This window comes from Streptomyces sp. NRRL B-1140 (assembly GCF_001280065.1).
In the GTDB taxonomy this organism is placed as follows: Bacteria; Actinomycetota; Actinomycetes; order Streptomycetales; family Streptomycetaceae; genus Streptomyces.
The window spans coordinates 1-12991 of record NZ_LGEA01000131.1 but is presented as its reverse complement, the minus strand read 5'-3'; the positions used below and the strand labels follow the sequence as shown (position 1 = coordinate 12991).

At 70.9% G+C, this 12991-nt stretch carries 5 protein-coding genes; all 5 read right to left on the bottom strand.

Annotation, left to right across the window (positions count from 1 at the left end):
• Positions 1-167: 167 nt before the first annotated feature.
• The 5 genes from ADK65_RS31620 to ADK65_RS31600 are packed head-to-tail and all read right to left on the bottom strand — an operon-like array spanning position 168 to position 10940.
• A complete protein-coding gene (locus tag ADK65_RS31620) occupies positions 168-1484 on the bottom strand; it encodes an MFS transporter (RefSeq protein ID WP_063788072.1) in 1317 nt (438 codons plus the stop codon).
• Entirely contained in the window at positions 1481-3343 is a 1863-nt protein-coding gene (locus ADK65_RS31615) for a hypothetical protein (protein ID WP_053674434.1), read from the bottom strand. The genes ADK65_RS31620 and ADK65_RS31615 overlap by 4 nt, the downstream gene beginning before the upstream one ends.
• Positions 3340-4581: a hypothetical protein gene (locus ADK65_RS31610; protein WP_053674433.1), complete on the bottom strand. Its 1242-nt coding sequence runs from the start codon at positions 4579-4581 to the stop codon at positions 3340-3342. The genes ADK65_RS31615 and ADK65_RS31610 overlap by 4 nt, the downstream gene beginning before the upstream one ends.
• Before the next feature lie 52 nt (positions 4582-4633).
• Complete coding sequence (locus ADK65_RS31605; RefSeq protein WP_053674432.1) at positions 4634-5644, bottom strand: TauD/TfdA family dioxygenase; 1011 nt, start codon at positions 5642-5644, stop codon at positions 4634-4636.
• 43 nt (positions 5645-5687) lie between these two features.
• Positions 5688-10940: a non-ribosomal peptide synthetase gene (locus tag ADK65_RS31600; protein WP_053674431.1), complete on the bottom strand. Its 5253-nt coding sequence runs from the start codon at positions 10938-10940 to the stop codon at positions 5688-5690.
• Positions 10941-12991: the final 2051 nt, after the last annotated feature.

Below are 12991 nucleotides of genomic sequence, written 5' to 3'. Positions count from 1 at the left end.
CGGCGGTCCGGAAGCCGGTTAGGGGTGTCGTGGAGTGTCCCGGTGCCGTGGGGCGGGGTTTGTCCCCCCTGCGGTGCCGGCGCTTTCCTCTGCCGTGTCTGTCATGCAGCGGGTCTCGCGGGGTTCCTGCCCGGGGCGGTGGGGGCGGCGGGACGGCCGCCGCTGGTTTACCTTGCGGCCGGTTCCGGTTCCGGTTCCGGTTTCGGTTTCGGTTTCGGTTTCGGTTTCGGTTTCGGTTTCGGTTTCGGTGTTCCGGTCGTCAGCGCGCGTACCTGACCGCTGCACAGCGCCGCCGCTGTCGCGCACACCACCAGCGCCGCGCCCCCCAGCAGGGTGCCCCGTACCCCGAAGTGCCCGGCGAGCGGACCGGCGGCCATTTCGCCCAGCGGCAGCGCGGCGAACGACCCCAGCGCGTCGTACGAGTACACGCGGGCCAGTTTGTCCGGCCCGATGTTCTGCTGCAGCGACACGTCCCAGGCCACTCCGAACTGCTCCAGGGCGAGGCCGTTGAGGAACATCGCCGCCGTCAGCAGCAGCACTCCCGGCGCCTGGGCGAGGACCACCAGCGGCAGTGACTCCACCGCCACCATCGCCACTCCGATCAGCAAGGCGTGCCGGGCCCGCGACCGTGCGGCGAGGACACCGCCGGCTACCGCTCCGGCCATCTGTGCCGCCAGCACCACGCCCCACGCTCCGCGTCCGAACGTGTCGTCGGCGACGACCGGCCCCAGCACATGGATGCCGCCCGCTACGACGGCGTTGACCACCGCGAACTGCAGTACCACGATCCACACCCAGCTGCGGGCGGTGAACTCCCGCCAGCCCTCCCGCAGTTCCCGCAGTGGCCGGGTCCGTTCCCCGGCCGGGGCCACCGGCGCGGCTGTCACCCCGAGGAAGCACACCGCCGCGCCGCAGAACGCCACCGCGTTCCCGGCGAGCCCCCAGCCGGGCCCGAACACGGCGGCGACGATCCCGGCGAGGGAGGACCCCGCGATCGCGCCGAGGTTGGTGCCCATGCGCATCAGCGCGTTGGCCGGCCGGATCAGCGACGCGGGCACGGTCTGCGCGGTGAGTGCCGCCGACGCCGGCAATGACAGCGCGGCCAGCGCCCCGTTGAGGACACTGAGGAGCACCAGCAGCCAGATCGACACCGTCTCCAGCAGCACGCTCACCGCGATCGCGCCCTGCACACCCGCCGCCGCGAGCGCCGAACCCTGCAGCACCACTGTGCGCCGTACCCGGTCCGCGACGACCCCGCCCACCAGCAGCAGCGCCACGTTGGCCAGCGAACGCGCCCCGACGACGATCCCCAGATCGGTCAGCGAACCCGTCGCGTCGAGCACCGCGAAGGCCAGCGCGACCGGCGCCATCGCGTTGGCGAAATACACCAGCAGGCGCCCTCCCGCCAGCCGCCGGAAGGAGCGGTGGCGCAGCGGCGCCCACATCTGTGCGCCGGCCGTGCCGTGCGCGTCGGTGTCCGTCATGGTGCCGGCCGCTCCCTCTCGTCCGGGCCCGCGGGCCGCAGGGTGAAATGCACCCGGGACACCGAGATGCCCAGGTCCTGAACGGCGTACGGGCACACGTAGTACGCCTGGGGGGTCGCCCCGGGGGCGATGGCGACATTGAACTCCGCGTGCACCCGCTCGCCGGGGCGCGAGGCGACGACGCGGCGCAGCACGGGACCGACCCGCGCGTCCAGGTACAGCGGCAGCACGATGCCCAGGTTCACCGTCCCCGCCCGCTGCGCCCGCGCCTCCACCACCACGTGCAAAGCGCCGCCGGCGGCGGTCTCGGACGGCGCCTTGACCGTCAGTTCGGTGGCACCGTACAGCGAGTTGGCGACATCGCCGCAGCGCGCGCACACCACCTGGACGGTATCGGTGATCACCGGGACCCGCCCGCGGCGCCGGTAGGCGGTGAGCGGCCGGCCGCAGGTGCACGAGGTGTCCAGGGCAGCCGGCGCGTCGGCGACGCTGCGTTCACCGAAGTAGGTGGCAAACCGCAGCACCGGATCGTCGTGGTGCTTGGCGAAGCGATGGGCGAGCGCCAGGTCGAGGGACGTGGTCTCCTTGGCGATCGCGGCCAGCGACCGCCCAGCGTCCGGCGGGGCCAGCGCCACCGTGCGCACCACGTCGTGCAACAGCGTGTCCGCCAGGGCCCGCAGCCGCGGCCGCAGCGGGTAGTCCGGCCCGAGCAGCCCGCTGTCGAGCAGGCCCGCCAGCCGCGCACCGAGCGTGTGCGGCTCGGGAGCCGTCACCGGCTCCGCAGCGGACGGCCGCGCCGCCCGCGCCGCCCGCGCCGCCTGCGCCGCCGCCTGCTCCTCCTCCTTTTCCAGGCCTGAGGACTGCAGGCCGAACTGGGCGAACGACGGATAGGGGTTGATGTCGCGCAGCACGTCGTTGACGGCGCCGGCCGCGCTGCCCGCGGCAGCCGCCGACGTCAGCCACGCCAGGTTCTCGGGGCGCTGCCCGTCACACGCGGTGAGCGTGGCGAGGACGGTCTGCGCGGGACCGTCCAGCGCGTCCAGCAGGATCACATACTTCGGGTCGTACATCGCGTGCCCGGCCAGCGCGCCGCTGAAGCAGTTGGCGAGCACCAGCTCGGCGGCGCGGATGCCGCGCGCCGGGATCAGCTTGTCCATCGGCTTGGTGCAGCCCAGCCCGTAGGCGCACTTGGGGCCCGCCGCACCGGGCAGGGCCGCGACCGGACTCGCCCCGCACAGCGTGAACTGGCCCAGGTTGAGCTGGTCGTCCTTGCCGTTGCCGTGGAACAGCACCCGCCGCCACACCCGGCCGAGAGCCACTTCCTTGATGTCGAGGCGGCGCACGTCCTCGGCGCCGCACCACACGTCCGCGCCCGGCACCGGCTCGGCCGCGTCCAGCTCGGAGACGACCCCCACCGCCGCACCCGGCACCACCCGGGCGTACTGCTTGGCCACCACCCAGCTCAGACTGTGCACGTCACGACCGGTCAGCAGGAACAGCGGCCGCCCCCCGGCATACGCCGCCGTCACGACCTGTTGCACCTCGTCGCCGCGCAACTGCGCATAGGTCCCGGCCAGCAGCACCGACCCCTGCCCGGGCAGCCGCCCCGGCTCCGCCGCCCAGGTACGCGCCAGCGGCCGCAGCAGCCTCTCCAGCGCAGCCGGCACCTCGCCGAACAGCACACCGGTCTCACACGGGGCGGGCGTGCGACGGCCCGCGTACACCTGCCCGGCCAGGGCGAGCCCGGCCGCCAGATCCGTACGGCCCCCCGTCCACACCGGCAGCGGACCGTCCCCGGCCGCCACCGCCCGCGCATAGTCGTCCGCTTCGGCGAACGGGGCGAACAGCGCCTGCCTCACGACCCGGGCTCCTCGTCCACCTTCAGCTCGAAGTGCCGCAGCACGTGATGCATCCGCTCCTCCACCTCATCGGCCGTGGCACCCTCCACATGGACGTAGCCGGTGGAGGCGTGCGAGGCACGCGGCGGATCCAGCACGTCACCGCACCGCGCCGTCAACCGGGCACCGATCACCCCCGGCATGCGCAGCAGCTCCTCCTCGGAACTGATGTGCACCACCCGGCCCGGCGCGGTCGGCAGCAACAGATCGCCCACCGCCCGGTCACGCGTGTACACGGGCACCGGCACCCGGCCCACATAGGTGTCGAGGACGACGTGCAGGAAGTCGAACCCGTAGGCCAGCCCGTGGTTCATCGGCACCTCGCAGCCGCTGAGCCGGGCCGCGACCTCGCTCATCACGAACCGGCCGTCGTCGGTGAGGAAGAACTCGCCGTGCAGATAGCCGTACGGCAGACCCAGACCGTCGGTCAGCTCCTGCGCCAGCGCCCGGGCGTCGACGGGCAGATCCTCACTCGGCGCGTACGTGATGTTGGCGTTGATCTTCCCCTCGAGGACCTGCAGGATCGGCACCGGGTTCTTCGACAGATACGCGTCCAGGACCACCCCGTCGGCGATCACCGCGCACAGCTGGAACTCGCGGCCCTCGATGTACTCCTCCACCATCCACCTGAGCGCCGCATCCAGCGGCGGCACCCCCGCGACACAGGCCGGCGAGTCGAGGCGGTAGGTGTGGATGCAGGAGTCGGAGTCGACGGGCTTGAGGATGACCGGCCAGCCGTGCTCGTCGCCGAACGCCACCACCTCGTCCAGGACGTGCACCGCACGGTACGCGGCGTGCGGGATGGCCAGCTGCGCGTACCGGTCCTTCATCGTCATCTTGTTGCGCACCCACCCCACCTGCTCCTGGCTCAGGTGCGGCAGGCCCACCAGGGCGGCGAAACGCTGGGCGTCGGCCTGCAGCGCCTCGTTGGGGTTGCAGAAGAACCTCGGCCGGGGCAGCCCCTCGCTGCCCTTCATCCAGCGCAGGTAGCGGGCCGCCTCGTCCTCCAAAGGCGCCGACGTGTCCAGGGTGAACGTCGGGACGTGCGCGGTGCGCGCGAGGTACTCCTCGCTCAGCGGCACCGAGTCGAAGCGCAGCAGGACGACCTCGACGTCGTCGCGGGCCAGGACATGGTCGGTGAAAGTGGCCCGGCGGCTCTCGACGAGCAGGACGACGGGGCGGGTCGGCTCGGTGGTCATGGGCGTAACTCCTTGCGGTCCGAAACGGGAGGGGGAAAACCGGCCGGCACCTTCAGCCGATGACGCGGGTCGCGCCGTCCAGCCGCCCGGGACGGGTACGGCGCAGGTCACGGACGAGGTTCACGCGCTTGAGCCAGCGGTCGCCGCCGTCGAAGCCCGCCCGGAAGCGGCGCCGGCCGTGCACGACGTTGCGGTTGTCGACGAAGCAGACCGCACCGGTGGGAACCACCACGTCGGTCAGGTTGGCGTCGAGGTGCGCGGTGATCCACGCCAGCGCCCCGGCGGCCTGCGCGTCACCGTCCCGCGCGCGGAAGAAGTCCCGGTCGATGCGCAGCACCGGCCGCTCCGGGTGGCCCTCCAGGATCGGCACCAGGTCACCGGCCGGCCCGTCGGCGAACTCGTGCGCCGCGTCCGGCAGCGCCACGAACCGCGGCTCGCTCAGCACCGCACGGATGTGCTCGGGCACCCGGCGGGCATCGACGTGCGCGACCGTGGTGGGCACCCCGGCCGTGTTGCGCAGCGCGAACAGACCCACCCAGTCCGCCCGGTACGGGGAGAACGCGTCCTCGGTGTGCCAGGCCAGCTCCAGCTCGCTGGAGGCGGAGATCAGACTGGTCTCGAACCCCTTGCTGGGCAGGATGTCGGTGACCAGGCGGCCCGCCTGCTGCGTGGCCCAGCCGGTCACATCCCCCAGCAGCGCCGCGTACAGCACCAGCAGACACCCGTACACCTGGCTCGCCTCGGTGTCCGCCTCGCTCCAGTGGGCGGGGGTGGGCCCCAGCGCCGCCTGGTCCACGACATTGCCGCGGATCACCGTCACATGCGTGGCCTCGTCGCGGCGCGCGGAATTCAGATGCCGGCGCACCGGCAGCGGCAGCTCGTGGGCGAGCACCGGCGCCTCGTCGAGGAATCTGCGGTCGTCGGCCGCCTTGTACGTCTCCAGACAGGACGCGGCCAGCGCATGGGCCGCGCGGGCATCACGCAACGTCAGGTCCAGGACGTGGTGGCGGGAGTCGGCCAGGTGGTCCGGCAACGTGGGGGAAGCGGGGGCGACGGTGGTCATGGCATTCCTTCGCATCGGGCGGGCAGATGGTCCCTTCGGCGCGTCACAGGCGCTCGTTCAGGTGGTCCAGGCACAGCTCGTACAGGTCCTCCGGGTGGGTCTCACGCCAGCCGTCCGGCACGGTGGCCGACGCAGGCCACAGCGCACGGTGACCGGCGCCGTCGGCCACGACGACGAACGTGGCGAACTCATCGGCGAAGGGGTCCTCGCCCCACGGCCCGTCCAGGACCTCCACAGCCCCGTCGGCGTCCACCCGCGCGGCACGGCCCGTCCGCCACATGCGGGCGGGGCCGTCCTGGCCGGCGAACGGATCGGGCAGGAAACGCTCCCCCGTCGCACCCGGCGCGTCGGCGTACCCCTGCGCCACCCCCGCACCGGCGATGTACAGCGCGCCGACGGCTCCCGCGGCCACCGGCCGCAGCTCCCCGTCGAGCACATAGGCACGGTGGCCAAGGGCGGGCCGGGCCGGACGGCCCGGGACATGCTCGACGACGAGCCGCCCTTCGGCCCAGCCACCGCTCACCGTCAACGCGATGCCCCCGGCACGGGCGAGGGCGACCAGCGCGCCGAGCCCCTCCCGCGCACCGCCCAGCACCGACCGGGCGCCGCGCTCACCGAGCCACCGCAGGATCTCCTGCGGCACACCGTCCGCCACCGAGGCATCCGGCACGTGCACGCACCCGCCCGAGCCGAGCGTGCCCAGCAGGCCCAGCGCGGCGTCCGCGCCGGGGTAGCCGGGCACCAGCCACGCGGCGTCCACCGGCCCGGCCACGGCCACCGCCACGACCGGCTCGGCACCGATGACGACCGTGCCGTCCGCGCCGGCCGCGAGCACCACCGGGTCACCGGCGCCCTGCAACCCGGCCCGCTCGGCGTCCGACACCGGCCACCTGCCGTCCACCGGCAGCAGCCCGCAGGAGTCCCGCACCAGGCGCGCCGCCCCCGGCACGGCCGGCAACAGCACATCGGCACTCTCGTCGAGCAGCATCGCCACCGGCCGCAACGCCTCCGACAGCCCCTGCGCCGGGTCCGCCGGCACCAAGGCGGCCCCCGTCTTGGCGACGGCCAGCGCAGCCACCGCGAACTCCGCCGGCGAGGACAGCGCGGTGAGCACCGAGGTGCCCGGACCCGCCCGGTGCGCGATCAAAGCGTGCGCCAGCAGGTCGGAACGGGCGTCGAGTTCGGCGTAGTCCATACCGGTCAGGGCCGGCGCGTGCGGGGCGCGGGCCACCTGCTCCGCGAACAGCGACGCCACCGTCCGCTCCGGCAGCACGGCGGGGGCACCCGCCCACACCCCCTCTCCGGCGCCGCCGGCCAGCCGCAGCCGGCTCAGCGCAGTCGCCGCACCCTCCACGACCGCCTCCAGCACGGCGCCCAGACGACCGGCCAGCGAGGCCGCCACCGTCTCCTCGACGGTGTCCCGGCGGAACGCGGCCGACAGGGTGATACCGCAGGGGACACCCGCCGGGCTCTGCCGCTCGGTCAGCGTCAGCACGACGTCCGCCGCCGGCAGCGGCAGCCGGCCCGGCTGCGGCAGCACCGTGAGACCGGCCGCCTCGAACTCCCCGACGGGCTCCTGCAGCACCATCAAAGCGACACCACCGGGCTGCGCCAGCGCCGCCCCGGGGCTGCGGTAGGCAGCCAGATCCACCGCGCGCACCCGGCGCAGCAACTCTGCGAAAGAAGGATCCCCGGACGTGTCCACCGACAGCGCCAGAACCCGGCCGAACGGCCCCACCGCACCACGCAGCGCGGCACTGTCCCGCGCCGGCACCGGCGCGGCCACGGTGACCTCCTCACCGGCGCCCAGCCGGGCCAGCACAGCCGCCAGCGCGGCGTGCACCACCATGAACAACGTCACCCCGTGCCCGGCCGCGAACCGCGCGAGCCGCTCGTGCAGCTCCCCCTCCACACCGAACTCCAGCGACCCCCAAGGCCCTTCACCACCCCCCACAACGCTGCCCGGCAGCACGGTGGGCGGCACATCACCGCAGACCGCCCGCGGCGCGGCCTCCACCGCGGCCCGCTCACGGCGCGGAGTGTCACCGGTGGCACGAGCACCGTAGGCGCGGGCCAGGTCCGCGGCCAGCGGCAGATGCGACCACAGGTCGACGTCCCCGGCCGGCAGCGACAGCTCCAGCAGATGGTCGTCAACAGCCAGCGCCCGCAGCCGCGTGCCGGCCGAGCCCAGCCGCGAGTTGCGCAGCACCGCGTGCCGCTGCCCCAGATCCTCCAGCGCCTCCTCCAGCGCCCCTACGTCCAGCGCACCGCGCAGCCGCAGCGGCAGCACAGCGGTACCCGTACCCGCCACACCCGGCCCGGTCGCCGCCACAGGACCGTCCCCGACCAGCGCCGCGAACCTCGCCGGCGTCGGCGCCTGGTACACCGCACGGCTGCCCGGGTCCGCACCCAGCGTCTCCCGGGCCCGCGACAACAGCCGGGCCGCCGCCAGCGAATGCCCACCCAAGACGAAGAAATCCGAATCCGCATGGACCGTGCGCCGCGGCACGCCCACCACCTCGGCGAACAGATCGCGGACGATCTCCTGCAACGGAGTGCCGGGCAGACCGCCGGGCCGCTCCGCCGTGAACCCCGGGGCCGGCAGCGCCTTGCGGTCCACCTTGCCGTTGGAATTCAGCGGCAGCGCGTCAAGCGTCATCAACGCCGACGGGATCATGTAGTCGGGCAGCTGCTCCCGCAGATGACCACGCAGCACCACCTCCAGATCGACCGTGTGGTCGAAGGCAGTCGGCACATTCGCGCACTCCTCCACGACGGCGACAGGCGCCGCATACACACCCGTCAACGGGCCCCCACCCACACGACCGGGATCCACGAACACGATGTCCACAGCGTGCGCACCCGCCGCCGACCAGGTCGGCAGCGCCCGGTACCCCAGACGCTCACCCGCCACGCACAGCACCTCCGGGTCCGGCCCCGCCGGGCCCGGCGCAAAACCGCCGGCGCACTCCAGGTCCAGCATCGCGGCGTACTCCTCATGCACCCGCCGGTTGGGCACCGCAGCCAGCCGCAGCACCGCCGGCCTCCGCTCACCCAGATACCGCTCGGCCTCCTCCACACCGCCGACCTCCTCGCCCCAGGTCACCACCGGCGCATCCGTGACATCCGCGGCAGGCGCCGCCGTGGACAGCACGGCCTCGTACCGGAAACGGGTCAGCTCGTTGTGGTGGACGCCCCGCTTGACCCGTACGTCCACCGAACGCACCCCCGGCAGCTCCCGGGCAAGGGCCGCGAACAACGCCGGCGACAACAGCAGTTCGGTCTCACCCGCCACCCGCCGGTCGACACCGCGGCGCACCGCCTCACGGTCCCTGGCACCCGCACCCGGCTGGGCCAGCTCCACGCCGGTCTGGAAACAGCGCGCCAGGTCGAGGTTGCGCAGGTCCCCCAGCAGCAGCGAGCCCCCCGGCGCCAGCAGCGGCAGCGCCCGCTCGATCACCGTCCGCAGGTAGGACAGGCCCGGAAAGTACTGGACGACCGAGTTGACGACGATCGTGTCGAAGTACCCGGCGGGCAGCCCACCGGTGTCGTCCGCACCCTGACAGCTCAGCCGCACCTTCCCCCGCAGCACCGCGTCGCCCTGCGTCTGGGCGCGCAGCGCCGCCACGACCGACGGCGAGAAATCGGTGGCCCAGTACTCCTCGCACTCCTCGGCCCGCGCCAGGTGCGCCATCAGCAGACCGGTGCCCACCCCGATCTCCAGGACACGCCGCTGCCCCAGCTCACGAATACGCTCCAGCGTCGCCGCCTGCCACTCGCCCATCTGCTCCAGCGGAATCGGCTGCGCGTCGTAACTGCTGTTCCAACCCGCGAAGTTGGCACCGAACTCGGCGGCCTCGGCGTCGTCGTAGAGCGCCTCGTAGATCTCCCTCCACTCGGTGATCTGCTCACCCTCCGCCGCCGCCGCCGGCTGCGCGGCCGGCACGACATGAGCGACCAGACGGCGGTCACCCTCCCCGACCGTATGCACGGACACCGTGGCCGCGGACACGGCGGGATGGGCAGTCAGCACCGACTCGATCTCACCGAGCTCGATGCGGAAACCACGCAGCTTGACCTGATTGTCGACCCGCCCCACGAACTCGATCGCGCCGTCCTCGCGCAACAGCACCAGATCACCGGTCCGGTACAGCAGGCCCTCACCGCCGGTGAACCCGTCCCGCACAAACCGCTGCGCAGTCAGCTCCGGCCGGTCCAGATACCCGCTGGCCAGCCCCGGCCCGCCGAGCAGCAGCTCCCCCGTGCCACCCGGAGCCACCGCAACACCGTCCTCACCGACCACGACCGCGACAGTCGCGCCGATGGGACGGCCGATAGGGATCGTACGGTCGCCCTCGGCCGGCTCCGTCACCTCGTGCCAGGTCGCGAACGTCGTCGTCTCCGTCGGCCCGTACACATGCAGCAGCCGCTCGGGCGGACCCGCCCGGAACACCTCCCGCACCCGCCGCGGATCACACGCCTCGCCGCCGAAGAGCACCGTGCGCAGCGGGGCGAACGCCGCCGGGCGCTCCCGAGCGATCAGATTGAACAACGCCGTCGTCAAAAAGATCACCGAAAGACCGTGCTCGGCGACCGCGCCCTCGAAGCGGGCCGCATCGACCACGGTGTCCTTCGACAACCCGACCAGCCGGGCACCGGCGGCCAGCGTCGACCAGATCTCGAAAGTCACCGCATCGAAGGCGGGATTGGCAGCCTGCGCCACCACATCATCCGGCGTCAGCCGCACGTAATCAGTCGACCGCACGAGGTCCAGCACCGCGCTGTGCGGCACCACGACACCCTTGGGCGTGCCCGTCGTGCCCGAGGTGTAACAGACGTACGCGGCGTCGGACGGCGCGGCCTCCTCCGCCGGCAGCGCACCCGGACGCCCGGCGATCTCCGCCGCCTCGCCGTCCACGGCCACCACCACCGCACCGAGATCCGCATACCCGGCCGCACCGGCGCCATCCGTGACCACGACACGCGCCGCACTGTCCCGCACGAGCAGCCGACGGCGCTCCACCGGATGCGCAGGGTCGACAGGCACGTACGCCGCACCCGCCCGCACCACGGCCAGGAACGCGGTCACCATGTCCGTCCCGGGCCGCAGCGACGTCACCACACGGTCACCACGCCGCACACCACGGGCCCGCAGATGCTCCGCGAGACGGTTCGCCGCCAGACTCAACTCCCGGTAGGTGAGCGACACATCACCACCCCCGGGGGAGGCATAGGTGACAGCGACCGCGTCGGGGCGGGCCTGCACGTGCTGCTCGATGAGGCCGGAGATGGACATCAGGACTGGCTCCTTCGACAACGGCCTTCCGGCACGCGAAACCTTTCCGGAAGCCTGACAACCCCCTCATGAGGCACCGTCTCAAAACGCTCGAGCCCCACTCGAACCGCAAACGGGAACAGCCGCCCTACAACCACAACCACACCGCCGCCGCCCGGGCCACCGTTCAGCCGCGCCACAGTGACGGTCGAACCCCCCTGGAGAGGCGTGGCCGAACACGGGCCTGGCGCATCGACGCCCTCAAGGCCCCGCTACACCTCGAACGCCCGGACGACACCGCCTGCCTGCTCGCCGAGCAGCTCACCACCGGCAGGCAACACCCTGCACTCCCTCCACGGCCCCCCCGGTCCGGAGCCGGGCTTTTTCAGGCTGCAAGATCTGGACGGCTCGCTGGTTCCCAGACTCACGCCATGGAAAGTGTTCCTTCCGACCCTTCAAGAAATTCGCTAAGATGCTTCCACCACCCATGAGCAGGCCCTTGTCTTTCACAGCAACACCAGACAAAATAAGCAGCAAGCACCACCGTTCGATCGCACTGCCAACGCCCCGGCAGGCGCACATCTTATTGACGGCCGTAGACGCTCACTGGTAGAATATAAGAGTCAGACAGCGCAACACCACGAATGAACCAAAGCTCGTCTCACCGAGTTTTTCTGAACCAAGCCGGAGGGCAACGCCCCTTCGGCTTTCCTATACCCGCAGGAGGAACCATGCCTTGTCGCACTACCGTAGTACCTGGTCAGCAAGCACAGAGCGGATCCAGCAGCAAACACGGCCGCGCCACTGCTGAGAGTGAAGGGGGATAGCTAGCGAGCATTACAGCGCGCCGCCTACGACCTCTCACAACGTGAGGGGTCCTTTTCATACCTCGAAAAGTCGAATGAGGGAAGCTCTACAAATGATCGAAACACCCAACATCAATAGGAGTAGAAATGAAGCACGTTCGTTTCATGTGCACCAATTACCGCACTAGTTTCACTGCCGTATTCCTCTACATTCTGGGAATCATCGCCGCCGTAACGCAACACGTTCCACTAGCTGTATTTCTGGTAATCTGCGGAGTGCCGACTCCGAGAGAAATTGTCAACGAGTTCCGAGCCGCAAACAGCCGCGCCGCAAAGTATTTCACATGTCTCCATTGTGGAGAGAACCCATTCAGGGGCAAGCAAGTCAGCAATTCAATCTGAATGCTCATATTGAAGCGCGTTCACGTGCTACCCCTCCACGAGAGGTAGCACTATTGCATTCTTATGGTCCTGTCCTCAACCTGCAGAAGTAGCGCGAGATTGCTCCAGAAACAATCCGAGTGAACTCCTGAATCAGACCCATAAAGACAGCATCCTGCTGCATGGCGGACCCAGCCTCTGCCGGCAGGGAGCAACCACCTCTGCGGACCGCAGGACCTGTAGCTGGGGGAGTGCAGCGGACAATGCCACCCGCTTCGCTGTACAAGACAGGTGGGCTGCTCGCTACGCGAGCAGCCCACCCAACCGGACGCACCATCGCCCAAGACAGCGAGCAGCCGGGCGTCTGGAGCGCAGCGGAAGACCCCCGCGAGGGCAATGCCCCTCTACGCCCAAACCCTACACAGTGCATCACTGACGACCCTCAACCCGCAAAAGGGTCCATTCCTAGGAGTGACACACTGACAGTACATCCCTCCCACTGACCAGTTCATGTGCGTGCTGATTGGAACAAGGCGAGGTTGGCCAACAAGCCTGAGGGGTGGAGCGCAGCGGAACCCATCACTACGATGACGGACACCATCCGCCGGCGGGAGATACTCATCAACTCCAGCGCGGAGGTGGTAGATAGAACCCCCAGAACCTACACAGGCCCGCGCGAGATGCACCCCCTCTCCCAGCCAGCCCAGGAATCCCGCAAGCGGGATTCCTGCAATTCGCGCTTGCGCGAATTGATACGCTTTTAGAATTCCGCTTGCGGAATTCAATTCCCGCGCTTGCGCGGGAATTTGGCGGAGCGTCAGCGGAGCCAACGCCCCGAAGCGCAGCGGAGGGGCAACTCCTCGGCGCGTCAGCGCCGAGGTACCC

What these genes read in the sequence shown, in the direction of transcription:
- ADK65_RS31620 (WP_063788072.1), bottom strand. Translation starts at nt 1,484, where the DNA reads ATGACGGACACCGACGCGCACGGCACGGCCGGCGCACAGATGTGGGCG.
- ADK65_RS31610 (WP_053674433.1), bottom strand. Translation starts at nt 4,581, where the DNA reads ATGACCACCGAGCCGACCCGCCCCGTCGTCCTGCTCGTCGAGAGCCGC.
- ADK65_RS31605 (WP_053674432.1), bottom strand. Translation starts at nt 5,644, where the DNA reads ATGACCACCGTCGCCCCCGCTTCCCCCACGTTGCCGGACCACCTGGCC.
- ADK65_RS31600 (WP_053674431.1), bottom strand. Translation starts at nt 10,940, where the DNA reads ATGTCCATCTCCGGCCTCATCGAGCAGCACGTGCAGGCCCGCCCCGAC.